Source organism: Azospirillum sp. B2RO_4, from assembly GCF_051124815.1.
GTDB lineage: Bacteria > Pseudomonadota > Alphaproteobacteria > Azospirillales > Azospirillaceae > Azospirillum.
Genome location: NZ_CP118490.1, coordinates 203,317 through 228,943 on the forward strand (window position 1 = coordinate 203,317; position 25,627 = coordinate 228,943).

Genomic DNA, 25,627 nt, shown 5'->3' on the forward strand with positions numbered 1-25,627 from the left:
CAGGCCAATTCCAACGGCATGCTATACGCGTGAAATTTCAGCGACTAGTATGCTTCTACTCACCGATACCGTTCCTTTTCCTCACGGATCGTTCTTACGGATCGCCCATGCGCCGCCTCCCTTCCCTGAACGCCCTGCGCATCTTCGAGGTCGCGGCCCGGACCGGCAGCTATGCCGAAGCCGGGGCCGAACTCGGCCTCACCCATGGCGCGGTCAGCCGGCAGATCGCCGCGCTGGAAAGCTGGCTCGGACAGAGGCTTTTCGTGAAGGACGGTCGCCGCATGGTCGCGACGCCGATGGCGCGGATCTTCGCGTCCGAGGTCGGCCTGTCCTTCGACCGGCTGGCCGTGGCGGCGGAAGCCTGCGGCCGGCCCGACGCGCGCCGCATCCTGCGTGTCAGCGCCCCGACCAGCTTCGCGATGCGCTGGCTGATCCCACGGCTCGGCCGCTATCACGCCGACCATCCACAGGTCGAAGTGGCTGTTACGACCGTTTCGACAGTGCTTGAGGAACTGCGCGGCGGAGTCGACGTGGCGATCCGGCGCGGTGTCGCCCGCGAGCATGTTTGGCCCCAGCACCGCATCGTCCCGGTGCTTGATGACGTGGACACCCTGATCATGAGCCCGGCGCTGTTCGCGCGGCGGCCGATCATCAGGCCCGCCGACATCGAGGGGCACACCCTGCTCGCAAGCGAAACCCGTGCCGGCGATTGGACGGGCTGGCTCGAAGCGGCAGGGCTCCAGCACCTTGCCGGGCTTCCCCGCCGGATATTCGATCACTTCTTCGTAACCCGTCAGGCGGTCGAGGATGGGCTTGGCATCGGGATCGGCCCGTTGCCGATGCTGGACATCGACATTGCCGGCGGCAGGCTGATGACGCCGCTGCCCGACATCCGGGTTCCAAGGACGGGGTACGTCGCCCTTGTTCCGCGTCAGGCCGATGCCGGAAACCTGGTTGCCGGCTTCGTCGACTGGCTTGTCGGAGAGGCGCGGGGACCGCGCTGACGGGCCGGGCCGGCGGGTCGACCCCGGAACCGCTCAGGCCCCTGAATGCGCCGCTCGGGCCGCCAAACCGCCGCTCGCCGGAAACCGGCCCGGCGCGCGCGGCGACGGCGCTAACGTGGGACGTCCCACAATGCCGGCCCCCACCAGAGAACTCCGATGAACAGCCCCTGCCCCCGCAAGCCCCTGCGCAAGGTCCTCGCCAACCTGCGCCGCCTGTTCAACGACGATTCCTACGACCGCTACCGCGAGGCCCAGGCCCGCCTCGCCCCGGAGGAGGAACCGCTCGACGAGCGGTCCTTCAAGGCGCGGCAGATCCTGATGACTCTGGGACGCGGCTGCTGCGGGCGGTAGCCCCCTCCCCTACCCCAGGGCCGGCTTCGGGATTCAGACCGGGGAGCCGCGCCCGGCTGCCGCTGCGTTCCGAATAGGCGCGGGTCAGTTCCGCCCCGAACAGGAAGATCACCGCCGAATAATAGACCCACAGCAGGATCAGCACGAAGGACCCGGCCGCGCCATAGACCGACACAACGCCGCTGGTGGCGATGTAGAAGCCGATCAGGAACTTGCCCACCGCGAACAGGAAGGCGTTCACCGCCGCCCCCAGCCAGACATCGGCCCAGCGGATGTAGGTGTCGGGCAGGATGCGGTAGATCATCGCGAACAGCCCGGTCAGCACCGTCCAGGACACCACCACGTCGAACAACCACAGCAGCGATGGCATCGCCGGCAGATAGGCCGAGGCCCAGCGGCCGGCGGCCGCCAGCGCCGCGCTGACCACCAGCGAGACGATCAGCAGGAAGCCGATGGCGCCGATCAGCGCCAATGCCTTCAACCGCACCCGCACCAGCCATGTGATGGTCGATTCCTGCGGCGCCGCCACCCGCCAGATACGGTTCAGCCCGGCCTGCAGTTCGACGAAGACCGTGGTGGCGCCGACCAGAATGGTGCCGATGCCGATGACGCTGGCGACGATCCCGGTCTCCCGCGCTCCGGCCCGCGCGATCAGGTCCTGCAGGGTCTGCCCGGCATCGTGCCCGACCAGCGCCGTCAGCTGGTCGATCAGCGCGCCGCGCGCCGCTTCGTCGCCGAACACCAACCCGGCCAGCGCGATCACCAGGATCGCCAGCGGCGCCAGCGAGAAGATGGTGTAGAAGGCGATGGACGCCGCCATGCTCATCGCGTCGTCGTTCATCCAGCCATAGGCCGCATTGACCACGATCCCCCACCATCGCCGCAAACCGCCCATTGCCGACCTCCCGTCCCGAACCATCCCTGGGGTAACAGCGATGGCGGCCATTCGGTCATGACGGGAGCCCTGCGGAACCGATCCGTGATAGGAACAATGCGTCGGAGAGCGTTTCACCACGCTCCATCCACTCCAAGACAGGAGACGTGCCCGGTGTCGCAGAAGGTGATCGGCCTGATCGGGGGCATGAGCTGGGAAAGCTCCGCCGAGTATTACCGCATCGTCAACGAGGGCGTCCGCGACCGGCTGGGCGGGCTGCGCTCGGCGCGCTGCCTGATGTGGTCCTTCGACTTCGCGGAGGTCGAGGCGCTGCAGCATGCCGGCCGCTGGGACGACGCCACCACCCTGATGATCGACGCCGCCCGCCGGCTGGAGCGCGGCGGCGCCGACTTCCTGCTGATCTGCACCAACACCATGCACCGCATGGCCGGCGAGGTGCAGGCCGCCGTCGCCATCCCGTTGCTGCACATCGCCGACCCCACGGCGGAGCGCATCCGCGCCGCCGGCCACCGCCGCGTCGGGCTGCTCGGCACCGCCTTCACCATGGAACAGGACTTCTACAAGGGCCGGCTGGCCGACCGCCACGGTCTGGAGGTGCTGATCCCCGACGACGCCGACCGCGCCACCGTCCACCGCATCATCTACGAGGAGCTGGTCCAGGGCCGGGTCGAGGCCGCCTCCCGCCAGGCTTACCGCGAGGTCATCGCCCGGCTGGTGGAGCGCGGCGCCGAGGCGATCATCCTCGGCTGCACCGAAATCATGCTGCTGGTGAAGCCGGAGGACAGCGCAGTTCCCCTGTTCGACACCACCGCCATCCATGCCGAAGCGGCGGTGGAGCGGGCCATCGCCGGCTTCACCCCATCCCCAGCCGTTCCTTGAGCGCCCCCAGGAAGCGCCTGCTGACCGGCACCACATGGCCGCCGCTGGTCTGAATCTCCGCCAGCCCGCCGTCGACGAAGCGGATTTCCCGGATGCGGTCGGGATTGACCAGATGCTGGCGATGGCAGCGGAACAGCGGGCTCTTCTCCTGGATGGTGTGCAGGGTCAGCTCGGTGAAGCGCTCCTGCCCATCCTCCCCCACCACATAGACGCCGGCGGGGCGGGAGACGACATACTCGACATCGGCCAGCTTCATCAGGGTGATGCGGTTGACCCCGGTGCAGGGGATGTGGCGCAGCTCCGCCGCCCCCGGCAGGACGGACACCTCCTGCGGGGCGCGCTGCCGGCGCAGGCGCTGCAGGGTCTTCTCCAGCCGCGCCGGATCGGCCGGCTTCAGCAGATAGTCGAAGGCATGTTCCTCGAAGGCCTGGACGGCATATTCGTCATGGGCGGTCAGGAAGACGATGCGCGGCATCCGCTCCGGATCGAGCATGCCCAGCATCTCCAGCCCGCTGACCCGCGGCATCTGGATGTCGAGGAAGACGACGTCGGGCGCCTGCCGGTTGATGGCGCCGATGGCCTCGATGGCGTTGGCGCATTCGCCGACGATGCGGATGTCGGCGGCAGCCTCCAGCATGCGGCGCAGTTCCTCCCGCGCCAGCGGTTCGTCATCGACGATCAGGACATTCATGGCGGCCGTCATGCGGGCACGGTTTCCTCAAGTGGCAGGCGAAGGGTGACGCGGGTGAAGGCATCGGGTTCGCAGGCGACCGAGACGCCGTAATCCTCACCGTAGCGGTTGCGGATGCGGCGGTCGACGATGGTCATCCCCAGCCCGTCGCCGCCCGGCTTCGCCTCATAGAGCCCGGCATTGTCCTCCACCGACAACAGCAGGTCGCCGCCTTCCCGCCGGGCCGCGATGCGCACCCGTCCGTCGCCCAGAAGCTGCGCCGTGCCGTGCTTGATCGCATTCTCCACCAGCGGCTGGAGCGAGAAGGCCGGCAGCCGGGCGTGGCGCAGATCGTCCGGCACCTCGATCTCCACCGCCAGCCGCCCGGTGAAGCGCGCCAGTTCGATCTGCAGATAGGCGCTGACATGCTCGACCTCGTCGGCCAGCGTCGCCATCTGGCTCGGGCGCTTCAGGTTCTTGCGGAAGAAGGTCGACAGGTTCTGCACCAGTTGCCGCGCCCGCTCCGGATCGTTGCGGATGACGGCGGAGATGGTGTTCAGCGCGTTGAACAGGAAATGCGGGTTGACCTGCGCATGCAGCAGCTTGATCTCCGACTGCGCCAGCAGCGCCTTCTGCTGTTCGTACCGCCCGGCAAGGATCTGGTTGGACAGCAGCCGCGCCACCCCCTCCCCCAGCGTGCGGTTGATGGTGGAGAAGATCTTGGTGCGCGGCTCGTACAGCTTGATGGTGCCGATCACCCCGCCCTCCTCCCCCACCAGCGGGATGACCAGCGCCGCCCCCAGCCGGCAGGTCGGGCTGATCGAACAGCGGTAGGCAACCTCGTTGCCGTCGGCATAGATGACCTGATTGCTGGCGATGGCCTGATGGGTCTGCCGCGAGCTGATCGGCGTGCCGGGCAGATGGTGGTCGTCGCCGATGCCGATGAAGGCCAGCAGCTTTTCCCGGTCGGTGATGGCGACGGCGCCGACGCCCGTCTCCTCATAGATGATGCGGGCGACGCGGGTGCTGTTCTCGCTGTTGAAGCCGCCGCGCAGCACGCCGTCGCAGCGTGCCGCGATCTTCAGCGCCTTGGCGGAAAAGGCGCTGGACTGCTTCTCGTCCAGCACGCGGCGTTCCAGCAGGATGCGCATGAACAGCGCCGCGCCCAGCGTGTTGGCGACGATCATCGGCGCCGCCACCACCTCGACCAGATGCAGCGCCGCCTCGAACGGCCGGGCCACCGCCAGGATGATGAGCATCTGCACCACCTCCGCCACGAAGGTGACGGCGCCGACGCGCAGCGGGTTGAACAGCGGCTCGATCCGGCCCTGCCGCACCATGTGGCGGTGGACCAGCCCGCCGATCAGCCCCTCCGCCATGGTGGAGATGGCGCAGGCCAGCGCCGACATCCCGCCCAGCGAATAGCGGTGCAAGCCCCCGGTCAGCCCGACCGCCAACCCCACCGACGGCCCGCCGAAGATGCCGCCCAGCACCGCCCCGATGGCGCGGGTGTTGGCGATGCTGTCGTCGATGTGCAGGCCGAAATAGGTGCCCATGATGCAGAAGATCGAGAAGATCAGGTAGCAGGCCAGCTTGTGCGGCCAGCGCACCGTCACATGGGTCAGCGGCAGGAACAGCGGCGTCCGGCTCAGCAGATAGGCGATCACCAGATAGACGCACATCTGCTGAAGCAGCGAAAGGATCAGGGTGAAGGGTTCGACTGGCATGGCGGTATTCCCGGCGGCGGCCTTGACGGTTCAGCCCCGCTCCGCGCCATCCTACACCGGCCGGGCTCCCCCGCCGATGGGACATCCTTGCATCCCTACGGTCACGGCATGCCAAGGTCTCCCAAGGCTGGGATCATCCCCTCTCCCCCGGGGAGAGGGTTAGGTGAGGGGACGCGTGGCAGGATTTTCGGGATAGCCACGCGGTGCATCCCCCTCACCCCGACCCTCTCCCGGGGGAGAGGGAGATTAGGGCGCTCAGCGCCGCTGCGGCGCCGGGTGCAGCAGCGCCATTTCCGGGGTCACCGACTGCCGCATCGCCGCGTCCCACTCGCTCATGGTGACGAAGCGCAGCCCCCGCCTCTCCCCCTCCTCCAGAATCGCCGGCAGCGCCGCGACGGTCGCCGCCTTGGTGCTGTGCATCAGCAGGACGGCACCGGGCACCAGCCGTTCGGTCACCCGGTGGCGGATCACATCGGGGCCGCTGTCCTTCCAGTCCTGGCTGTCGGCGGTCCACAGCACCGTCGCCATGCCGTGCCGGCGCGCCAGCGCCGCCAGCGCCTCGTCCACATCGCCGAAGGGCGGCCGGAACCACGTCGCCGTCACCCCGACCGCCGCCAGCGCCTTTTCCGCCTGCGCCAGATTCCACTCGCGCTCAGCCGGCGTCAGGTCGGTGGTCATCGGATGGGTCTGGGTGTGGCTGCCGACCTCGTTGCCGGACGCCGCGACCAGCCGGGCGATGTCGTGATGCGCCGGGATCTTGGCGCCGATGTAGAAGAAGGTCGCCTTCGCCCCATGCGCCTTGAGGATGTCGAGGATGCGCGGATCGTTGGCGTCCGGCCCGTCGTCCAGCGTCAGCGCCACCACCCGCGCCTGCGGCAGCGTGCGGTCGACCTGATCGAGGTCGAGGTCCGATCCGGGGATCAGATGCTCCGTCACGAAGGGAGCGGCACCGTGGCTGGCGGCATAGCTGCGCTGCCCGGCCATGGCCGAAACGGGCAGGGCGAGCAGGGCCGCCGCCAGCGGCAGGACGGCACGGCGGAACAGGGTCATCATCGCGGGCGCACATGGAAAAAGCCGGAGCCGCGCCACTTCCATCGAAAGGGGTAGGGCGCGGCGGAAGGCCGAGCATTGCTCCCGCCACGGACGGCGGACAAGCGATATCTTGGGGACCCTGGCCGGAGTTCCGCCTACGCCGCGAACTTGCCCTTGTAGGTCTCCCGCAGCAGGTTCTTCTGAACCTTGCCCATGGCGTTGCGCGGCAGTTCATCGACGAAGGCTACCGCCTTCGGCACCTTGAACTTCGCCAACTGCTCCTTGCAGGCGCCGACCACCGCCGCCTCATCGACCGCGGCGCCCGGACGGCGCAGCACCACCGCCATAACCGCCTCGCCGAAATCCGGGTGGGGGATGCCGATCACCGCCGATTCCACCACGCCGTCGATGCCGTCGATCACCGTCTCCACCTCCTTGGGGTAGACGTTGAAGCCGCCGGAGATCACCAGATCCTTGGCACGGCCGATGATGTGGACATAGCCGCGCTCGTCGATCCGGCCGACATCGCCGGTGATGAACCAGCCGCCGGGGCGGATCTCCTGCGCCGTCTTCTCCGGCATGCGCCAATAGCCGGAAAACACGTTCGGCCCCTTCACCTCCAGCACGCCGACATCGCCCTCGGCGACCGGCTCCCCGGTCTTCTCGTCGGCGACCCGCACCGACACCTCGGGCAGCGGGAAGCCGACCGTGCCGGGGATGCGGTCGCCGTCCAACGGGTTGGAGGTCAGCATCCCGGTCTCGGTCATGCCGTAGCGCTCAAGGATGGCGTGGCCGGTGCGCTCCCTGAACTCCCGGTGGGTGTCGGCCAGCAGCGGGGCGGAGCCGCTGATGAACAGCCGCATGTGCGCCGCCGCCTCCGGCGTCAACCGCGGATCGGCCAGCAGGCGGGTGTAGAAGGTCGGCACGCCCATCATCACGGTCGCCCGCGGCAGCAGGCGGAACACGGCGTCCGGATCGAACTTGCCCAGGAACAGCATGCCGGTGCCGTTCATCAGCACGCAGTTGGTGGCGACGAACAGGCCATGGGTGTGGAAGATCGGCAGGGCGTGCAGCAGAACGTCGTCCGGCCGGAAGCCCCAGATGCGGTGCAGGGTGGCGGCGTTGGAGGACAGGTTGCGGTGGCTCATCATCGCCCCCTTCGACCGCCCGGTGGTGCCGGAAGTGTAGAGGATCGCCGCCAGATCGTCCGCCGCGCAGGCCACCGTGTCGAACGCCGGGTTCAGCCCGGCCGCCCGTTCGGCCAAGCTGCCGTCGCCGCCGGTGCCCAGCGTCAGCAGCGTGCCGACCCCGGCGCCCTTCGCGGTGTCGGCCAGCGCCGCCTCGTTGCCCGGCGTGCAGACGAAGACCTTCGGCTCGGCATCGCCCAGGAAATAGCCGACCTCGGCCTTGGTATAGGCGGTGTTCAGCGGCAGATAGGCGGCCCCGGCGCGCAGGCAGGCGAGATAGAGGAAGACTGCCTCCGCCGACTTCTCCACCTGCACCGCCACCCGGTCGCCCTTGGCGACGCCCAGCTCCGCCAGCAGCCGGGCATAGCGGCCGCTGATCTCCATCAGGTCGCGGTAGCTGTAGCGGCGGCCGGACTCCAGCTCGATGAAGCTGCTGTCGGCATCGGCGGGAAAGCGTGCGGCGGCGATGTCGAAGAAGTTGTCGCTCATTCTGGTCGGACCTCTGCGGAACGGATCGTTCATCATACACAGCAATGGGGTAGGGGAGCAGCCTAACGCATTGTGGGACATCCCACATCGGCATCCCCAGGTCACCGACACGAACAGCCGCGAAAATCCTCAACCTTCGCAGCGCTCCGTCACCACCAACTCTCCCACACACGAAAATTGTGTGTCGACCTGATTATTTCCGGTGGAAACCCTTCAAGTGCTCGCGTAAGCACGAGTCACAAAGCGGGAAAATCAAACAGCAACCACAACCTTTCTCGCCAGACCTGCCCACCCCGCCCCGGCAGCGCCGCCGGACGAACCAGGAGACGGAGCGAATGACCGCCAAAGACCCGAACAGGAGTCCCCCCTGCTTCGACTGCGCGACCAACGCCACCCAGCGGCTGGACGAGATGTTCATCGCCATGGGCCAGATGAAGCGCATCGCGCTGGGCCAGACGCCGGCTGAACGCGCGGTCTTCCGCAAGCTGCACGGGGCCGCCCATGGCCGGTTGGTGATGGATCCCAACCGGCCGGAGGCGCTGCGCGTCGGCGTCTTCGCCAGGGACGAGTTGCCGGCCTGGATGCGCTTTTCCAGCGACACCAGCCCGACCTCGCCCGATCTGGGCTCGACGCTCGGCATCGGGCTGAAGGTCTGGGGCGTCGACGGGGTCAACGCGCTGGGCGAGACGGGCGACGTCGCCGACTTCATCATGCAGAACTTTCCCGTCTTCTTCGTCGACAACGCGGAGGAGATGTGCGAGTTCACCTATGCCGGCACGGTCCTGAAGGATTATCCCGGCTACCTCGCCAAGCATCCGAAGACCGACGGCATCCTCAACGCCATGTCGGCCCAGGTCGACGGCAGCGTTCTGACCACCCAATATTGGGCGATCCTGCCCTTCGCCTTCGGCCCCGACCATTACGCCAAATACTCGCTGGTGCCGGAAACGCCGCCGCCCGGCCATCCGGCGGTCAATGTCCCCACCGACGACAAGAACTATCTCGCCACCGACCTCGCCAACCGGCTGCTGGACAATGAGTACCGCTTCACCTTCATGGTGCAGGTGGTGCCGAAAAGCGCCGGCTATCCGCTGGACAAGGCGACGGAGGAATGGCCGACCGACCAGTACCCCTACCAGCCGGTCGCGACTCTGGTCCTGCCCAAGCAGGATGTCTGCGCCCGCGGCCAGGGCGACTACGGGCAGGAACTGGCCTTCAACATCTGGCGCACGCCGGTGGAGCAGGCGCCGCAGGGCAGCATCGCCGCGGTGCGCAAGGTCGTCTACAACCACGGCGCCGACGTCCGCCATCAGGCCAACGGCCAGCCGCTGGAACAGCCGACGCAGCCCCGTGACGAAGCGCCGGCGCTCCCCAAGGACGACTGCATCGTCAAGGCGGTGATCTACCCGCCCATCGGCGTCGCCCGCATCGGCAACGCGCCGGAGGGCTATGTCGTCGGTCCCGAGGTGCCGAACCCGAAGCCGCTGATGGCCGGCGACGACCCGGCGCGGAACCCCTACCGTGACGCCGAGGGCCGGCTTCTGCCGCAGGCGGCGCGCTTCCGCATCTATGGCGTCAACGCCATGGGCCGGATCGTCCGCGAGCTGACCGCCGCCGACAGCGGCGCCGACATCACCTGGAAGGTCCATCTCGCCAACCAGAAGTCGGCCTGGTACGGCTTCCAGCTGGCGCTCGACATCCCGGAAGCGGCATCCGCCGATCCGACGACGCTGCGCAACCCGACCGTCGCCGACCGCAAGGCGCTGGTGCTGGATGCCGGGGAGCATGCCATCCACGCCGGCCACGGCCGCCAGAGCCACGAACTGGTCGCCGGCAAGTTCATGCACCAGGGCGAGCCGGTCTATCTCGGCCGCATGTGGTGCGAGAAGGGCGACCACCGCCTGCTGGTCACCGGCGGACGCGGCAAGTCGGCCTCCTACAACGGCACCAAGGCGATCACCTTCGGCAACAACGAGGGCTGGCACGACGACACCTCCGACGGCCCGGTCGATGCCGTCGTCAAGCTGAACGGCATGGAACTGCCGGTCACCCCCGCCTGGATCGTGGTGGCTCCGCCCAACTACGGGCCGCAGCGCAAGTCGGTGCGCACCATGTGGGACCTGATGCGCGACGTGGCGATCCAGGCGGGCACCCTGCCGAAGCCCGCCCGCCCGTCCTTCACCCACGACATCTATCCGGTGTTCGAGCGGATGACCGGCCTGCAATGGGTCAATGCCGGCTTCGCCGCCGGCTTCGGCTGGAACTCCGCCAACGACTTCACCAAGCCGGAATGGATCGCGCGGCTCAGCGACCGCAGCCTTGCCAACCAGGAAACCCGGCGGGTGCTGAAGAACTCCTTCCGTCATGACGCGGTGGACAGCTGGTCGCCGACGCCCTGGCCCTGGGTCTATGGCGACGCGATGAACATCCCGCCGGCCGAGACGCCGCGCCAATACACCTCGCTGACCCAGACCCAGCTGGAGTTCCTCGACCAGTGGGTCGCCGGCGATTTCGACGATGATTGGGGCAAGGTCCCGGTCTACACCGAGTTCGATCAGGTGCCGCTGGACGAACAGGGCGACGTACTGACACGCGCCGCGATGGACTTCTGCCTTGCCGACGCCTTCCATCCCGGCTGTGAGATGACGTGGCCGGTGCGCGCCGCCACCATGTATATGGAGCCGTTCCGCTTCGCCCATGCGCCGAAGGGCTGGGTCGAGCCGGGCATGGGCGCCATCCTGTCCAGCGACAGCGTGACCATTCCCAACGGCCCGCTCTATGGCCAGCTTCCCGGCGGCATCACCCGCTGGATGGCGGTGCCGTGGCAGACCGACACCGGCAGCTGCCGCTCCGGCTACGATCCCTCCTACGATCCCAACGTCCCCACCTTCTGGCCGGCGCGCGTGCCCAACGAGGTGCTGACCCGCGAGAATTACGACCTCGTGATGGACGCCGCCCAGCCAGCCCAGGTACGACTGGCCGCCTTCGCCAACCGCGCCGCCTGGGTGGCGCCGCTGGGCACCACCAGCTACACCGACCAGATCAACAACATGATCCACCACTTCGACCATCTCGGCGTGGTGGAGGTCAATCCCGGCCCGACCGATCCAGAAGGCGCCAGGCTGTTCCCGCCGCTGATCGAGGTCGAGGACCAGCACATCCCGATCCCCGATGTCGACGACACCGTCGACACCAAGGCAGTTCGTGTTGCCCACCGCACCCTGTCAAGCAAGGCGCCGGCCCCGTCGGGCGGCGGGGCCGGGCTGCGGGCGACCCAGCCGGTCGATCTCAGCCGGATCGACAAGGTGCGCCGCTTCCCGCGCGGGCTGCGGTGATACAAGCGGTGGAGGTGGATGCGGTCGTGGTCGGGGCAGGCCCCGCCGGGACCGCCTTCGCCCTCAACCTCGCGCCGCTGCACCGGGTGCTGGTGCTGGACCGGCGGGCCGGACCCGCCGTCCGCATCGGCGAATCACTGGCTCCGGCGGCGCGCCGCCTGCTGGCCGACATGGGCTTGTGGGACGCCTTCCTCGCTGAAGGACATTCTCCCTGCCATGGCGGCCGGTCGGTCTGGGGCGGGCCGCTGCCGGTCGAGGCCGACAATCTGCGCGACCTCGACGGGCCGGGCTGGCACCTCGACCGTGGCCGTTTCGACGGCTGGCTGCGCCGGGTGGCGGCCTCCCGCGGCGCCGCCCTGCAGATCCCGGCCCAACTGCTGTCGGTGGACAGGGCAGGGGAGGGCTGGCTGCTGGAGATGGAGACCGCCGGCCGCCGCATCCCCGTCCACGCCCGCTTGCTGGTCGATGCCGGCGGACGCGGTTCGCCGCTCGCCAAGCGCTTCGGCGCCCGGCGGGCTGTGTCGGACCGGCTGGTCTGCGGCTGGGTCCATGGCCGGGACGCCCCCGGCCGACAGTCCGGCCTGACTTGGATCGAGGCGGAGCCGGACGGCTGGTGGTACAGCGCCCCGCTGCCGGCCGGCCGTCGGGTCGTCGCTTTTCACACCGACGCCGACCTGCCCGCCGCGGCGGATGCCCGCGACACGGCATCGCTGCTGCGCCGGTTGTCCGGCTGTTCCGTGCTTGCGGACTCGCTGCGCGCCTGCGGCTTCGAACCGGACGGGCAGGGGGAGGGGAGGGGAGGCTTCTGCGCCGCCCACAGCAGCACCCTGTCCCCCGCCTCCGGCGACGGCTGGCTGGCCGTCGGCGACGCCGCTCTCGGCTTCGACCCGCTGTCGTCGCAGGGCATCTTCAACGCGCTCTATACCGGCCTTGCCGCCGCCGAGGCCGCCGACCGCCACCTGTCCGGCGATCCGACGGCGTTGCCCGGCTACGCCGCCGGCCTCGCTCCGATCCGCGACGCCTACCGCGCCCATCTCAGCGCCTGGTACGGCCTGGAACGCCGCTGGCAGGATCGCCCCTTCTGGAGCCGGCGACTTGAAATACCCTCTCCCGTCCCGGGAGAGGGAGGGGACCCGCGCGGAAGGCGTGGGGAGGGTGAGGGGTGATCCAAGACTCCCGAACCGCATGGCTCCGTGCCTGACCCCTCACCCTTCCCATGCTCTGCATGGGCCCCTTCCCTCTCCCGGGGCGGGAGAGGGAAGGAATTGTGGGACGTCCCACATCGCCCTAACGCCCGCCCCCGATCTCCCGCACCAGATCGACCAGCGCCCGCAGCCCCGGCGGCAGATGGCGCCGGCCCGAATAATAGAGGCACAGCCCCGGAAACGGCGGCGTCCAAGCCTCCAGCACGCGCAGCAACCGGCCGGCGGCGATGTCCTCGGCGACATGCCACTCCGCCAGATACCCCACCCCCATCCCCGCCCGCACCGCCTCAAGCATCAGCTCCGGATTGTCCAGGATCAGCGGCCCGCTGCCGTCGATGGCGACCGTCTCGCCATGGCGCTCGAACTCCCAGCGATAGAGCGTGCCGCTCGGCAGCCGGCTGCGGATACAGCGGTGCGCGGCGAGGTCGGCCGGCGTGACCGGCAGGGCGCGGTCGGCAAAATAGTCCGGCGTGCCGACGACCGCGAAGCGCAGCTCGGGGCCGAGCGGGATGGCGATCATGTCCTGCGGCACCTGTTCCGCCAGCCGGACCCCGGCATCGAAGCCCTCCAGCACGATGTCGACCAGCTTGCCTTCGGTGACGATGTCCACCGTCATCTCGGGGTAACGGCGCAGATACTCCAGGATGACGGGCTTCATGATCATCCGCGCGGCGCCGGCCGAGCTGTTGATGCGCAGCGTACCAGTGGGGGATGTCCGATGGTCGCCCAGCCGGTCGAACGCGGCGCGGATGTCGCGCAGGGCAGGGGCGGTGTCGGCGACGAACTGCTCCCCCGCCTGGGTCAGCGCCACGCTGCGCGTCGTCCGATGGAACAGCCGCACCCCCAGCCGCTCCTCCAGCGCCGCGATGGCGTGGCTCAGCGCCGAGCGCGACATTCCCAGTTCGGCCGCCGCGGCCCGAAAGCCACGATGCCGGGCGACCGCCTGCACCGCTTCCAGTTCCGCCACCCCGGTGAGCACCATTGTCCCGATCCGTTCACCGATTCATGCAGGATTGTCCACCTTATCACCCGACAGCCCGCATGCCACCTGAATGGCCAGCCAACGACCATTCAGCGAGACCCGTCATGCACAGCATCGACACCATCTATATCGACGGCCGCTTCGTCACCCCGCACGGCACGGAACTGTTCGACCTGCACGATCCGGCAACCGGCACCGTCACCGGCCGCGTCCGCCTTGCCGACGAGGAGGATGCCCGCGCCGCCATCGCCGCAGCCAAGCGTGCCTTCCCCGCCTTCTCCCGCACCGGCAAGGCGGAGCGCATCGCCATGCTGCACCGGCTGGCCGATGCCGTCGCCGCCCGACGCGACGACCTGCTCGACGCCGTGATCGGGGAGTATGGCGCTCCGGCCTCGCGCGCCGCCTTCATGGTCGATCACCCGGTGAACGCCTTCCGCGAGACCGCCGAGCTGCTGGCCGACTATCCCTTCCTCCGCCGGATGGGCACTGCCGAGGTCAGCATGGAGCCGCTCGGCGTCGCCGGGCTGATCACGCCGTGGAACAGCAATGCCGGCTTCATCTGCGGCAAGCTCGCCACCGCCATCGCCGCCGGCTGCACCGCCGTGATCAAGCCCAGCGAGATGAGCGCCCGCCAGACCCAAATCGTGACCGAGGCGCTGCATGCCGCCGGCCTGCCCCCCGGCCTGTTCAACATCGTGACCGGCCGCGGCGACCGGGTGGGGGCGACGATTTCCAGCAACCCCGACGTCGCCAAAATCTCCTTCACCGGCTCCACCGCCACCGGCAAGGCGATTCTGCGCGCGGCGGCCGACACGCTGAAGCGGGTGACGCTGGAACTGGGCGGCAAGTCGCCGACGATCATCCTCGACGATGCCGACCTGTCCCGGTCGATCCCGCTGGCGATCAACGCCGCCTTCATGAACAGCGGTCAGGCCTGCATCGCCGGCACCCGCCTGCTTGTCCCGCGCAGCCACCTCGCCGAAGTCGAAGCGCTGGCCAAGGCGGCAGTGGAGGCGGTGCGCGCAGGCGATCCCCGCGACCCGGCCACCACCGTCGGCCCGATGGTCAGCCGGACCCAGTGGGAGCGGGTGCAGCGCTACATCCGCATCGGGGTGGAGGAGGGCGCCGTCCTGCTGGCCGGCGGAGAAGGGCGGCCGGACGGGCGACCGGAATTTTCCGGGGGCTGGTTCGTGCGGCCGACCCTGTTCACCGGGGTCCGCAACGACATGACCATCGCGCGGGAGGAGATCTTCGGCCCCGTCCTCTCCATCATTCCCTATGACGACGAGGAGCAGGCCATCGCCATCGCCAACGACAGCATCTACGGCCTGCAGGCCTATGTGCTGTCGGGCGACACGGCGCGTGCCCGCCGCGTGGCGGAGCGCATCGTCGCCGGCCGGGTGCTGATCAACAGCCTCGCCCACGATCCGAAGGCCCCGTTCGGCGGCTTCAAGCAGTCCGGCATCGGCCGCGAGTACGGCAGCTTCGGCCTCGACGCCTTCCTGGAACCCAAGGCGCTGCTGGGGGAGGGCGCCTAGGCGCCCGCTTCCCCGTCCAGAATGGCGTCGATCTCCGCCCGCAGCCGCATCAGCCGGTCGCGGTTGTCGGGGTCGAGGTAGCGGCGCTGCTCGCGCACCACGGCGACATCGCGCAGGATGCGCTTCACGCTGGCTTGCAGCGTCCGCATCGCCTCCTTCGCATCCAACTCCTGGGCCGACTCCTGCGCAACCGCATCAGCCTCGGCAGCGCCGCCATTGGCATGCTCGCGCTTGGCCTGCCGCACCGCCTTGACGCTGGCGCCCTCCTTGGCGCGCTCCCACAGCCGGGCGTGCAACTCGGCCGGGGCGGCGGCGATCTCGATCATGACGGAGCGGGAGACATGGGCGAACCGCGTCGCATACTCCTCCCGCATCTCCGCCGGCAAGTTCATGATCGCCAGCAGCTTGGTCACGTCGGTGCGGTCGCGCCCGACCACGGCGGCCAGCTCGTCATGGGTGTAGCCGTGCTTGTCGATCAGCCGGGCCAGCGCCGCCGCATATTCCACCGCGTTCAGGTCGACGCGCTGGACATTGTCGATCAGCCCGATCTCGTCCGGATCGCCGGAAGTCAGGATGGCGAAGACCGTCTTGCGCCCCAGCATCTCGTGGGCGCGCACCCGTCGCTCGCCGCCGATCAGCAGATATTCGCCCTGGGGCAGGGGGCGGACCAGGATCGGGTTCTGCAAGCCGTGCCGCTCGATCGACGATGCCAGGCTGCGCAGCTCCGCCTCGTCGAAGTGGCGGCGCGGCTGGTCCGGATTGCGGTGGACGCGGGCGAGGTCAAGCTCCACCACATGCGGGAAACCGGCCGACGTGCCGAACAGCCGGTCGCTGCCCACCGTCAGCCCGCCTGCCATCGCGCCGCCCGGCTCCGCCGCGGTGCCCAGCAGTTCGCGGGTCTTGCGTTCGAACTTACGCGACATGCGGCAACTCCCGGTTCTGGGCATAGGCGCGGATCTGGCGCGCCACCTCGCGGAAGGTCTCCGCCCCCGGCGCCTTCGGATCTCCCGCCAGCGTGATCATGCCGGCCGCCGCCGCCTTGCCATAGACGGTGGCGCGCGGGATGGGGGCGAAGACCGGCACCTGATCGGCGTAGGATTCGTGCAGCTCCTGCAGGGTCGCCCGGTCCTGGGTCAGCCGGTCGTTGTACATGGTCGGGATGATGCCGGCGATGCGCAAGGACGGGTTCACCCGGCGGCGGATGCGGCCGATGGTGTCGACCAGCCGCTTGACGCCCAGCAGGGCCAGCGCCTCCGTCTGCACCGGCACCACCACCAGCTCCGCCGCCGACAGCGCGTTGGCGGTCACCAGCCCCAGGTTGGGCGCACAGTCCATCACCACGAAATCATAGGAATGGCGGACCTCGTCCAGCTTCTCCCGCAGGATCAGCCCGCCGGTCGAATCCGCCGCCAGCTCTACGTCGGCATCGGCCAGCGACAGCCCGGCGGGGGCGAGGTCCAGCCCACGCTCCGCCGTCGGCATGATGACCGAGGTCAGCGGCTCTTCGGAGCGCAGCACATAATAGAGTGTCTTGCGCTGCTGCTCCAAGGCGACGATGGCGGCGTTGCCGATGCCGACATGGACGGTGGCGTTGCTCTGCGAATCGCAGTCGATCAGCAGCACCCGCGCGCCGCCCTCCGTCAGGGCATAGGCGAGGTTGACGGCGGTGGCCGTCTTGCCGACGCCGCCCTTCTGGTTGGCGACCGCCAGATAGGTTGCGGAGCGGGGCCGTTCGTCCGCCTTGTGGCGGGTCAGGAAATCGACCAGCTGCTGCGGGATCCGCTCCGCCCCGCTTTCCCAGCGACTGATCCGCGCCTTGGTGTAGCTGCGGCCGAGCTGCGCGTTCAGCCACTCGGCGAACTGCGTCTGGTTCTCGCCGCGGCGCTCGCGCAGCTGGCGCATGTCGTCGCCCCCGCCCCCACCCCTCGTCGACAGCATTCCGATAACTCCCCCTCAACTCCGGCGGCCCACGGATGCGGCCGCGCGGAGTCTGAGCAAGTTGCCGGAACTTTGTCAATGGAGCCCGCGCGGAGTTGCCACAACAAACGCCCTAAACCACCCGGTGCTCTGCCGCCCGCACCTCGGTGAAGACGCGGCGGATTTCCGGGAACCGCTCCTTCACCCGCCGTTCGACGCGGGCCAGCGCCCGCTCCACCTGCCCGCCGCTGGCCTCGTCCCGCACATCCAGGCTGACGGTCACGATCACCACCTGCGGGCCGAGATGGATGGTCAGCACCTCGTTCACCCGGTCGACGGCAGCATCCTCCATCAGCAGGGCGCGCACCCCGCGCACGAGGTCGGGGCGGGCGGACTCGCCGATCAGCAGGCTCTTCGTCTCATAGGCGAGGAAGGCGGCGGTCATCGCCAGAACCAGCCCGATCAGGACCGATCCGATGCCGTCCCACACCGGCTGTTCCAGCAGAAGGTCGGCCGACAGGCAGGCGGCGGCGATGAGCAGCCCGACCAGTGCGGCCGAATCCTCGAACAGCACGATGAAGACGGTGGGGTCCTTGCTGGCATGGACGGTCTCGAACACGCCGGCCTCGCCCCGGCTGGCGTTGAAGGCGCGCAAGGCGATGGCCCAGCTGATCCCCTCCACCACGAAGGCGATGCCCAGCACGACGAAGTTGATCCAGGGCTGTTCCACCGGCTGGGGGTGCAGGATCTTCTCCACCCCTTCATAGACCGACACCACGGCGCCGCCGGCGAAGATCACCAGCGCCACGACGAAGGTCCAGAAATACAGTTCGCGCGCGTAGCCGAAGGGGTGGCGCTCGTCGGGCGGTTTCTTCGACCGCTTCAGCCCGACCAGCATCAGGCACTCGTTCCCGGTGTCGACCAGCGAATGGACCGCCTCGCTCAACATGGACGCGCTGCCGGTGAAGATCGCCGCGACGAACTTGGTGATGGTCACCGCCAGGTTGGACGCGATGGCGGCGAAGACGACCTTCCCCGATTCCCCGCCTTCGCTCTTGCCCGCCGCCCCCGCTCCCGCAGATGCCGTCAACGCGTTCCGCGCCATGTCGCCCCCTTTGCCCGGCCTGCCCCAGGGCAAGACAACTCCGCTGCCGCCGGCCGGTTCCCTGGCGGCGGGCCGCCTGAACCTTGGTGACGCCCCGACGGCGGAATGCATGGCCCGGATTTGAACTTTGGTGACGCCCTCGGCCGGACCGACTCGGCGGGACTCCTGAACTTTGGTGACGCCGGGCGGTTCGGCGGCGGTCCGGGGGTTTGAACTTTGGTGACGCCATGGGCCCCGAATCGACTCGACCCAGCGCTTGAACTTTGGTGACGCCCGGACAGTGCGGATCGATGACAGGTGACGGGACAAGCCTCCGCCCAGGTCGCAGCCATTCCCGCGAAGGCGGGAATCCAGCCAATTCAGTGGCTTATCCGGTCCGTATCCTGGTTCCCCGCCTTCGCGGGGATGACGGAACGCCCATGATGTCGAACGGCCCACCAGCTGAACAGGCCGCCCCCACCCACTTCTTACCTGCTGGAATCCTTGAACTTTGGTGACGCTCCACAGGCGCCGCCACCCGAATCCGCCCCCGAATCGACAAGTCCAGCGTCACCAAGGTTCAAACAGCCAAGCGATCGACAGACCCGATTCGTCCACAGGCTCCCGGTTTTTCCCCATGAACTCTGGTGACGCCATCCTTGAACTGTGGTGACGCGACTCGGACTTATCCCCTGAACCTTGGTGACGAATCTAATAGTTGGTTTCAAATAGCTTCCAATTAGCCTGCGTCACCAAGGTTCAAATTGCCTTCGGCGCGATCCGGGGTGTTGTATCTGGCAGGTTCGGTCACCGGCCCGTCACATGACGCTTGGCCACAGCACCGTCACCGGAGGCCAAAAGCGGGAGGTCGCCATGGGCAGCATTCATCGTTTGATCGAGACTCACGGACGCGACGGCGCGCTGGCCCTCGTTTCGGACGAGGAGCGGCCCCTGATCGACATCGCGGCGGCGGTCCAGGCGGCGGAAAACGGCAAGCTCGGCATCACCTATGCCGGATTCTGCCAGACGGCGCTGCCCCATCGCCAGCTTCCCGACGACCAGCATTGGGAACGGCCCGGCCACAAGGTGAAGCTGGTGATCCAGCCCGGCGTGATCGAGGACCGCAACGGCGTCACCCGCCGAATCGGTGTCCCCTATGGCAGCCGGGCGCGCATGATCCTGCTCTATCTGCAGACCCGTGCGATCCAGACCGGCAATCCGGAGGTGGAACTGGGCGGCTCCATGCATGACTGGCTGAAACGCATGGACATTCCGATCTGCGGCAAGGCCTATCGCGACGTGGAGGATCAGGCCGCGCGGCTTTCCGCCTGCCATCTGACCTTCTTCACCGACGCCGACGGTGGCCGGCGGCAGAGCAAGGAATCGATCGTCGCCGACGCCATCCAGCTGCGCCGCCCCGACGACCGCCAGGGAACCCTGTTCACCGAGACGGTGCGGCTCAGCGACAGCTTCTTCAAGGCCCTGCGCGAGCATCCGGTGCCGGTGGCGGAAGAGGCGCTGAAGGCGATCAGCGGCAAGTCGATGGCGCTCGACGTCTATATCTGGCTGGCCTACCGCCTGCATTCGCTGGACAAGCCGACGCCGATCACCTGGGCCGCCCTGCATGGCCAGTTCGGCGCCGGCTATGCCCTGGTCCGCCAGTTCAAGACCAAGTTCATCCCGAATCTGAAATACGCCATGGCCGCCTATCCCGACGCCCGTGTCGAGGAAGCGGCCGAAGGGCTGATCCTCTACCCGTCGCGTCCGCCGATCAACGAGCGGGTGATGGCGCGCATCGCCTGATGTCCTGCGGACCCCCGCCGCTGAACTTTGGTGACGCGAACCATCCCGAATCTTGAACTCTGGTGACGCTGCACACCGCAGGCCGGCGGTCACGAAAAGCGCTCGATCATCAGATCCAGCAGGGCGCGCAGGCGTGCCAGCCGGCGGAGATCCTGGTGATAGCCGACCCAGACATCGCGTCCGGGCGGCGCTTCGCCGAGGTCGATGACCTGCAGCCTGTCCAGGGCATCGCCAATGGGGCGCGGCAGAACCGCAAATCCGACGCCGAAGGCGGCCATGGCGGCCTGGACGTCGCGGTTGTTGCTGCGAAATGCGATGCGGGCGTTCGGCAGCATCCGCTGCAGCCACGCGACATCCGGCATGCCGCCGAAGGCGGCGTCCATCGTAACCAGCGCGCAATCCGTGCCGTCACCTGCTTTCGGCGGCCGACTGCCGGCGATCCCGTATAGGGCGTAGTCGATCCGGGTCAGCTTGCGCTGCACCACTTCCGGCTCCTCGAACGGACGGATGCGGAACACGAGGTCCGCCTCGCGCCTAGACAGGCTCAGCAAGCGCGCTTCGGTCAGCAGTTCCACCGTCACACCGGGATGGCGCCGCGTGAACTCGTGGATGACCGGCGTCAGCATGTGCAGGCCGAACCAGTCGGAGGACGACAGCCGCAGGCTGCCCTCCAGCCTCCCGCCATGGCCGGCCAGTTCGCGTTCCAGGGCAAGGCTTTCCTCTTCCATGCGCTCGGCATGGCGCAGCACCGCCGCCCCTTCGTCGGTCAGCACGAAGCCGTCGCTGGTCCGCTGGAACAGCGTGTGCCCCACAGCCTCTTCCAGCGCGCGCAAACGACGCCCCATGGTCGGCTGGGTTTGTCCGATCCGCCGCGCTGCCCCGCCGAGCGTGCCCTCGCGGGCGATCGCCAGGAATATCCGAAGGTCGCTCCACTCCATGCCACATCATACATAAATGAATGGAGATCAAACAGTATCGTAGTTTTCCAAACATCTTCGTTGGGCACATCCTTCGGGACATCACCACGATCCACCCCAACGAGGAGCAAGGTCATGTCCCAGGATCCGAACAACACGATGCGCGCGCTGGTGCTGGATGCGTACGACGCGCCGTTCCGGCTGACCGAGGTCGCGCGGCCGGTGGCCGGCCCCGGTCAGGTGCTGGTCCGCATCGCCGCCAGCGGCGTCAACCCGCTGGACACCAAGATCCGGGCCGGCGCCGCCGCCCATGCGAAACATCCGCTGCCTGCCATCCTCGGCATCGATCTGGCGGGCGAGGTCGTCGCCGTCGGTCCCGGCGTCACCGGCTTCAAGCCCGGCGATCAGGTCTATGGCATGACCGGGGGCGTCGGCGGCCGGCAGGGCTCGCTGGCGGAATATGCCGCGGTCCAGGCCGACCTGCTTGCGCACAAGCCGGCGAACCTGACGATGCGCGAAGCCGCCGCATTGCCGCTGATCACCATCACCGCCTGGGAAGGTCTGGTCGACCGCGCCAATGTGCAGCCCGGCCAGACGGTCCTGGTCCAGGGCGGCGCCGGCGGCGTGGGGCATGTGGCGGTGCAGATCGCCCGCGCGTTCGGCGCGACCGTCTGGGCGACGGAGTCCGCGGGAAAGCTGGCGCTGGTCGAACAGCTGGGCGCCAACGCCATCGATTACCGGGCGGAGACGGTCGAGGCCTACGTCGCCCGCCACACCGGGGGCCGTGGCTTCGATCTGGTCTATGACACCGCCGGCGGGGCGGTGCTCGATGCCTCGTTCCAGGCGGTGCGGCGTTTCGGCCATGTGGTCAGCTGCCTGGGCTGGGGGACGCATGCGCTGGCGCCGCTGTCGTTCCGCGCCGCGACCTATTCCGGCGTCTTCACCCTGCTGCCCATGCTGACGGGGGAGGGGATGGCGAACCATGGCGAAATCCTGCGCCGTGCCGCCGCCCTGGTCGAAGCCGGCAAGCTGCTGCCCCGTCTCGATCCGCGGCGCTTCCCGCTGGAGCGGGCCGACGAAGCGCACACCGCCGTGACCGATGGCAGTGCCGGCGGCAAGATCGTCGTCGACATTGCGCTCTGACCGCACCGGCCACCAACTCCGGGCGGACGTCACCAAAGTTCAAGGAAAATCGTCGGTGACAACGGACCTGCGGCGGCGATTTTCCCATCGCCGCTTATCCGCCCGCCCGCGCCGTGGTAGGACTATGGACCTATCGTCGGCCACGAATGGTGCACCATGTCCAGCCCGTCGCAGATCTCCAGCCGCGCCCGGTTTTCACCGGGTTGCCAACGGGTTGCCGGCAGCGCCATTCCCGCGCTCCGCCCGGATGGAACAGGTGAACAGACCCCCGAATTCTGTTTCACGGTGTTTCAAACGTCCCATTCCCCCTCCGCCCCAGGGAAGGCGGAGGGAGGGGACTCGCCTCCCGAAGCGTTACGCCCGGCCCGCCGCCACGTCGCGCAGATAGCCGCGCGGCAGGGCGTCGTTCAGCCCGTCGACCCCGGTCTGCACCGCACGGGCCAGAGCGGTGCGGGCCAGCACCACCAGCAGGTCGGTCTGGGTGATCATGCCCAGCACCCGGCGGTTCTGGTCGACGATCACCACGTCGTGGGTGCGGCCGTCGGACAGGCGGCCGAGCAGGCGGAAGACCGGCGTGTCGGGCAGTTCGGTCGCCGCCGGCGCCATCACGGCGGCGACCCGCGATCCGTGATGGAGGGCGTCGCCATGCGACAGCTGCTCGTGCCCGACGATGCCGACGACGGCGTTCTGCCCGTCCACCACCGGCAGCGTGCGGAAGCCATGCTCCAGCAGCCGGGCACGCGCCACCTGCGGGTGGGTGTCCGGCGTCACCGTGACGACGTCGCGCGACATGATCTCCCGGCAGGTGATGTCGGCATGCAGACGCTCCAGCGCGTGCAGCTCGGCATTGACCAGCAGGGCGCCCAGGTCGTCGCGGCTGACGTCCAGCGTCTCAGCCAGGGTGCGCAGCGCGTCGTCGACGTCGCCCTGCGTCAGGGCCGGGCGCAGCTGCGCCGGCGGGTCGTTGGTGCGGTGGGTGTTGACCGCCTTGTGCGGATAGCGGTGGCCGGACAGCCGGTGGAACATCAGTCCGGCGGTCAGCAGCAGGATGGAATTCACCGCGACGGGGAAGAAGGCGAACTTGATGCCCATCTCCGTCACCGCCGGCCCGCCCAGCACCGCGGTCAGCGCGGCGGCGCCGCCGGGCGGATGCAGGCAACGGGTCAGCGACATGGTGGCGATGGCCAGCGCCACCGCGGCGGCCCCGGCCAGCATCGGGTCGGGGATGATGCTGGCGACCAGCACGCCGACGATGGCCGACAGCGTGTTGCCGCCGACGATCGACCAGGGCTGCGCCAGCGGGCTGGCCGGCACGGCGAACAGCAGAACCGCCGACGCCCCCATCGGAGCCACCAGCACCGGCGCGCTGGACATGTAATGCAGCATGTTGCGGCAGAGCAGCCCGGTCGCGCCGATGCCCACCAGCGCGCCGCAGCAGGCGATCATCCGGTCGCGCAGCGTGGCGCCGGGCAGGATCGGCCGGAACACGCGCTCGCCCAACGCCACAATCCACCCCTGCAGAGCGGCAAGCCTTCCCCTGGTCATTCGGTCTCCGTCCCCCTGGCCCAAAATCCTGATTACACGTTCGGCAGTTTGCCCATTCCGGCGGCAAAGTCCGCCGACCCTAAAACCTCAACAGAACTTGAGGTCAAGCGGAAAAGCCGTCAGACTGGCGGGATGGAGGGTTGCAGGAGAGGGGAGGGGCCGGAATGCTGTCACCGGAGGACTACGACAAGGACCTGACGGTGGGGGAGGTGGCGCGCCGCTCCGGCGTGGCGGTCTCGACCATCCATTTCTACGAGGCGCAGGGGCTGATCCGCAGCTGGCGCAATCCCGGCAATCAGCGCCGCTTTTCCCGCGACGTGCTGCGGCGGGTGGCGGTCGTCAAGGTGGCGCAGCGGCTCGGCATCTCGCTCGCCTCCATTGCCGAAGCGCTGAACGCCCTGCCGCAGGACCGCTCCCCCACCACCGCCGACTGGCAGCGCATGTCGGAACGCTGGCGGGCGGAACTGGACGACCGCATCACCAAGCTGACCAAGCTGCGCGACAATCTGGACGGCTGCATCGGCTGCGGCTGCCTGTCGATCCGCGACTGCCCCCTGCGCAACCCGTGGGACGAGCTTGGCGACGGCGGCGCCGGTCCCCGGCTGCTCGACCCCGCCTGACCAAGCGGCGTCTCCACATTAAAATTGCGGGCCATGCGAAAATAAGGGGTGAAGACGGCGCGGCAATGGTCCATGGAAACGGCCATCGAAAGAGCCATCCGTCACCTCAGAGGATCCGCAGGGTGATCGTCGCCAATCCGCTCCGTTCCGCCGCCCCTTTCCGTCATTTGGCCGCCTGCCTGTCGCTTGCCGCCGCCCTTCTGGCCCCCCTTCTGGCGTCGTCCCCCGCCGCCGCGCTGACCCCGCCGGAGACGGCGGCCAAGCAGGCCTATCTGGTCGATCTGACCAGCGGGGAGGTGCTGCTGGACAAGAACGGCGAGACCCGCATGGCGCCGTCGTCGATGACCAAGATGATGACGGCCTATCTGACCTACGATGCGCTGGTCCATAAGCGGACGACGCTGGACACCAGCTTTCCGGTCAGCCAGACCGCGTGGAAGATGGGCGGCTCGCGCATGTTCCTGAAGCTGGGCAGTCAGGTACGGGTGGAGGATCTGCTGCGCGGGCTGCTGATCGACAGCGGCAACGACGCCGCCGTGGCGCTGGCCGAGGGGCTGGCCGGCAGCCAATCCGCCTTCGCCGCGCTGATGAACGCGAAGGCGCGCGAGCTGGGGATGACCGACAGCCACTTCATGAACGCCAGCGGCTGGCCGGACCCGGACCACTACACCACCGCCCGCGATCTGGCGACCCTCGCCACCCACCTGATCCGCGACTTCCCGCAATTCTACCATTACGAGTCGGAGCGCACCTTCACCTGGAACGGCATCCGCCAGGGCAACCGCAATCCGCTGCTCTATCATCCCGTCAGCGTCGACGGCATCAAGACCGGCCACACCGAGGTCGGCGGCTACGGCCTGACCGCGTCGGGCGAGCGCAACGGGCGCCGTCTGGTTCTGGTGGTCAACGGCCTGCCCAGCCCGCAGTCCCGCAACGACGAGCCGACCCGGCTGCTCGACTGGGCCTGGAACGGCTTCAAGCTCTATCCCCTGCTGCACAAGGGCGAGCTGGTCGAACAGGCGCCGGTGTGGATGGGGGCGGAGGACAGCGTGCCGGTGACGGTCGCCGACGACGTGACGGTGACCATGGCGCCGGCCGACCGCGACAGCCTGCATGTCGTCGCCACCCTGGCCGAGCCTCTGCCCAGCCCGGTCCACCGCGGCGACATCGTCGGCAAGCTCCGCATCGACTATGACGGCGCCGTCCGCCGGACGGTCGATCTGGTCGCCGGCGCCGACGTCCCGGCCTCCAGCGGCCTCACCGCCCTCGGCCAGCGGCTGGGCCATCTGCTGCCGTGAGTGGGA

Annotated in this window: 21 protein-coding genes; 10 read left to right on the top strand and 11 right to left on the bottom strand. The window is 68.6% G+C overall.

The features are described from left to right. The first annotated feature begins 107 nt into the window (after nt 1-107). Complete coding sequence (locus PWS46_RS27030; protein WP_434625125.1) at nt 108-1,004, top strand: LysR substrate-binding domain-containing protein; 897 nt, start codon at nt 108-110, stop codon at nt 1,002-1,004. Nucleotides 1,005-1,160: 156 nt separating this feature from the next. Then, nucleotides 1,161-1,355 carry a hypothetical protein gene (locus tag PWS46_RS27035; RefSeq protein ID WP_434625127.1) on the top strand — a complete coding sequence of 65 codons (195 nt, stop codon included), beginning with the start codon at nt 1,161-1,163 and terminating at the stop codon, nt 1,353-1,355. Here the strand turns inward: PWS46_RS27035 and PWS46_RS27040 are convergent. Continuing rightward, the gene (locus tag PWS46_RS27040; RefSeq protein WP_434625129.1) at nt 1,303-2,250 is read right to left on the bottom strand and encodes a YihY/virulence factor BrkB family protein; all 948 of its coding nucleotides are present in this window, start codon (nt 2,248-2,250) and stop codon (nt 1,303-1,305) included. The genes PWS46_RS27035 and PWS46_RS27040 overlap by 53 nt on opposite strands. A gap of 153 nt (nt 2,251-2,403) precedes the next feature. Between PWS46_RS27040 and PWS46_RS27045 the strand changes: the two genes are divergently transcribed. Next, entirely contained in the window at nt 2,404-3,129 is a 726-nt protein-coding gene (locus PWS46_RS27045; RefSeq protein WP_434625131.1) for an aspartate/glutamate racemase family protein, read from the top strand. On the opposite strand, the gene btsR is transcribed toward PWS46_RS27045, so the two are convergent. The 4 genes from btsR to PWS46_RS27065 all read right to left on the bottom strand — a co-directional run bounded on the left by btsR (nt 3,104) and on the right by PWS46_RS27065 (nt 8,234). Continuing rightward, nucleotides 3,104-3,820 carry a two-component system response regulator BtsR gene (gene btsR, locus PWS46_RS27050; RefSeq protein WP_434625218.1) on the bottom strand — a complete coding sequence of 239 codons (717 nt, stop codon included), beginning with the start codon at nt 3,818-3,820 and terminating at the stop codon, nt 3,104-3,106. The two genes, PWS46_RS27045 and btsR, sit on opposite strands and share 26 nt — an antisense overlap. Nucleotides 3,821-3,828: 8 nt before the next feature. After that, nucleotides 3,829-5,526, bottom strand: coding sequence for a LytS/YhcK type 5TM receptor domain-containing protein (locus tag PWS46_RS27055; RefSeq protein ID WP_434625133.1), 1,698 nt, complete (start codon nt 5,524-5,526; stop codon nt 3,829-3,831). 255 nt (nt 5,527-5,781) lie between these two features. Continuing rightward, entirely contained in the window at nt 5,782-6,579 is a 798-nt protein-coding gene (locus PWS46_RS27060; RefSeq protein WP_434625134.1) for a polysaccharide deacetylase family protein, read from the bottom strand. A gap of 134 nt (nt 6,580-6,713) precedes the next feature. Then, complete coding sequence (locus PWS46_RS27065; protein WP_434625136.1) at nt 6,714-8,234, bottom strand: malonate--CoA ligase; 1,521 nt, start codon at nt 8,232-8,234, stop codon at nt 6,714-6,716. Nucleotides 8,235-8,569: 335 nt separating this feature from the next. On the opposite strand from PWS46_RS27065, the gene PWS46_RS27070 reads away from it, so the two are divergent. Together PWS46_RS27070 and PWS46_RS27075 are read left to right on the top strand one after the other, a co-directional pair. Further along, entirely contained in the window at nt 8,570-11,569 is a 3,000-nt protein-coding gene (locus PWS46_RS27070; RefSeq protein ID WP_434625138.1) for a LodA/GoxA family CTQ-dependent oxidase, read from the top strand. A gap of 26 nt (nt 11,570-11,595) precedes the next feature. Next, nucleotides 11,596-12,735: an NAD(P)/FAD-dependent oxidoreductase gene (locus PWS46_RS27075; RefSeq protein ID WP_434625140.1), complete on the top strand. Its 1,140-nt coding sequence runs from the start codon at nt 11,596-11,598 to the stop codon at nt 12,733-12,735. 121 nt (nt 12,736-12,856) lie between these two features. On the opposite strand, the gene PWS46_RS27080 is transcribed toward PWS46_RS27075, so the two are convergent. Continuing rightward, entirely contained in the window at nt 12,857-13,756 is a 900-nt protein-coding gene (locus PWS46_RS27080) for a LysR family transcriptional regulator (protein WP_434625142.1), read from the bottom strand. A 104-nt stretch (nt 13,757-13,860) separates the two neighbouring features. On the opposite strand from PWS46_RS27080, the gene PWS46_RS27085 reads away from it, so the two are divergent. Beyond that, nucleotides 13,861-15,294, top strand: a complete 1,434-nt coding sequence (locus PWS46_RS27085; protein ID WP_434625144.1) for an aldehyde dehydrogenase family protein — start codon at nt 13,861-13,863, stop codon at nt 15,292-15,294. Here PWS46_RS27085 and PWS46_RS27090 read toward each other — a convergent pair. The 3 genes from PWS46_RS27090 to PWS46_RS27100 all read right to left on the bottom strand — a co-directional run bounded on the left by PWS46_RS27090 (nt 15,291) and on the right by PWS46_RS27100 (nt 18,316). Continuing rightward, a complete protein-coding gene (locus PWS46_RS27090; protein ID WP_434625146.1) occupies nt 15,291-16,217 on the bottom strand; it encodes a ParB/RepB/Spo0J family partition protein in 927 nt (308 codons plus the stop codon). The genes PWS46_RS27085 and PWS46_RS27090 overlap by 4 nt on opposite strands. Further along, nucleotides 16,207-17,232 (bottom strand): AAA family ATPase, encoded by a 1,026-nt coding sequence (locus tag PWS46_RS27095; protein WP_434625148.1) that lies wholly within the window; start codon nt 17,230-17,232, stop codon nt 16,207-16,209. Before PWS46_RS27095 ends, PWS46_RS27090 begins: the two co-directional genes overlap by 11 nt. A gap of 112 nt (nt 17,233-17,344) precedes the next feature. Further along, nucleotides 17,345-18,316 (bottom strand): cation diffusion facilitator family transporter, encoded by a 972-nt coding sequence (locus tag PWS46_RS27100; RefSeq protein ID WP_434625150.1) that lies wholly within the window; start codon nt 18,314-18,316, stop codon nt 17,345-17,347. 852 nt (nt 18,317-19,168) lie between these two features. On the opposite strand from PWS46_RS27100, the gene PWS46_RS27105 reads away from it, so the two are divergent. Further along, a complete protein-coding gene (locus tag PWS46_RS27105; protein ID WP_109074722.1) occupies nt 19,169-20,098 on the top strand; it encodes a replication protein RepA in 930 nt (309 codons plus the stop codon). 89 nt (nt 20,099-20,187) lie between these two features. On the opposite strand, the gene PWS46_RS27110 is transcribed toward PWS46_RS27105, so the two are convergent. After that, the gene (locus PWS46_RS27110) at nt 20,188-21,036 is read right to left on the bottom strand and encodes a LysR family transcriptional regulator (RefSeq protein ID WP_434625152.1); all 849 of its coding nucleotides are present in this window, start codon (nt 21,034-21,036) and stop codon (nt 20,188-20,190) included. Nucleotides 21,037-21,150: 114 nt separating this feature from the next. Here PWS46_RS27110 and PWS46_RS27115 point away from each other — a divergent pair, with 114 nt between their 5' ends. Continuing rightward, entirely contained in the window at nt 21,151-22,158 is a 1,008-nt protein-coding gene (locus PWS46_RS27115) for a zinc-dependent alcohol dehydrogenase family protein (protein ID WP_434625153.1), read from the top strand. Between the two features lie 354 nt (nt 22,159-22,512). On the opposite strand, the gene PWS46_RS27120 is transcribed toward PWS46_RS27115, so the two are convergent. Further along, nucleotides 22,513-23,703: an HPP family protein gene (locus PWS46_RS27120; protein ID WP_434625155.1), complete on the bottom strand. Its 1,191-nt coding sequence runs from the start codon at nt 23,701-23,703 to the stop codon at nt 22,513-22,515. A 164-nt stretch (nt 23,704-23,867) separates the two neighbouring features. Between PWS46_RS27120 and soxR the strand changes: the two genes are divergently transcribed. Both soxR and PWS46_RS27130 read left to right on the top strand, forming a co-directional pair. Next, nucleotides 23,868-24,323: a redox-sensitive transcriptional activator SoxR gene (gene soxR, locus PWS46_RS27125; protein WP_434625157.1), complete on the top strand. Its 456-nt coding sequence runs from the start codon at nt 23,868-23,870 to the stop codon at nt 24,321-24,323. Nucleotides 24,324-24,445: 122 nt separating this feature from the next. Continuing rightward, nucleotides 24,446-25,621, top strand: a complete 1,176-nt coding sequence (locus PWS46_RS27130) for a D-alanyl-D-alanine carboxypeptidase family protein (RefSeq protein ID WP_434625159.1) — start codon at nt 24,446-24,448, stop codon at nt 25,619-25,621. The last annotated feature ends 6 nt before the right edge of the window (nt 25,622-25,627 follow it).

Coding starts and splice junctions, on each gene's coding strand:
- PWS46_RS27030 (WP_434625125.1), top strand. CDS start 108: ATGCGCCGCCTCCCTTCCCTGAACGCCCTGCGCATCTTCGAGGTCGCG.
- PWS46_RS27035 (WP_434625127.1), top strand. CDS start 1,161: ATGAACAGCCCCTGCCCCCGCAAGCCCCTGCGCAAGGTCCTCGCCAAC.
- PWS46_RS27040 (WP_434625129.1), bottom strand. CDS start 2,250: ATGGGCGGTTTGCGGCGATGGTGGGGGATCGTGGTCAATGCGGCCTAT.
- btsR (WP_434625218.1), bottom strand. CDS start 3,820: ATGAATGTCCTGATCGTCGATGACGAACCGCTGGCGCGGGAGGAACTG.
- PWS46_RS27055 (WP_434625133.1), bottom strand. CDS start 5,526: ATGCCAGTCGAACCCTTCACCCTGATCCTTTCGCTGCTTCAGCAGATG.
- PWS46_RS27060 (WP_434625134.1), bottom strand. CDS start 6,579: ATGATGACCCTGTTCCGCCGTGCCGTCCTGCCGCTGGCGGCGGCCCTG.
- PWS46_RS27065 (WP_434625136.1), bottom strand. CDS start 8,234: ATGAGCGACAACTTCTTCGACATCGCCGCCGCACGCTTTCCCGCCGAT.
- PWS46_RS27070 (WP_434625138.1), top strand. CDS start 8,570: ATGACCGCCAAAGACCCGAACAGGAGTCCCCCCTGCTTCGACTGCGCG.
- PWS46_RS27080 (WP_434625142.1), bottom strand. CDS start 13,756: ATGGTGCTCACCGGGGTGGCGGAACTGGAAGCGGTGCAGGCGGTCGCC.
- PWS46_RS27085 (WP_434625144.1), top strand. CDS start 13,861: ATGCACAGCATCGACACCATCTATATCGACGGCCGCTTCGTCACCCCG.
- PWS46_RS27090 (WP_434625146.1), bottom strand. CDS start 16,217: ATGTCGCGTAAGTTCGAACGCAAGACCCGCGAACTGCTGGGCACCGCG.
- PWS46_RS27095 (WP_434625148.1), bottom strand. CDS start 17,232: ATGCTGTCGACGAGGGGTGGGGGCGGGGGCGACGACATGCGCCAGCTG.
- PWS46_RS27100 (WP_434625150.1), bottom strand. CDS start 18,316: ATGGCGCGGAACGCGTTGACGGCATCTGCGGGAGCGGGGGCGGCGGGC.
- PWS46_RS27105 (WP_109074722.1), top strand. CDS start 19,169: ATGGGCAGCATTCATCGTTTGATCGAGACTCACGGACGCGACGGCGCG.
- PWS46_RS27110 (WP_434625152.1), bottom strand. CDS start 21,036: ATGGAGTGGAGCGACCTTCGGATATTCCTGGCGATCGCCCGCGAGGGC.
- PWS46_RS27115 (WP_434625153.1), top strand. CDS start 21,151: ATGTCCCAGGATCCGAACAACACGATGCGCGCGCTGGTGCTGGATGCG.
- PWS46_RS27120 (WP_434625155.1), bottom strand. CDS start 23,703: ATGACCAGGGGAAGGCTTGCCGCTCTGCAGGGGTGGATTGTGGCGTTG.
- soxR (WP_434625157.1), top strand. CDS start 23,868: ATGCTGTCACCGGAGGACTACGACAAGGACCTGACGGTGGGGGAGGTG.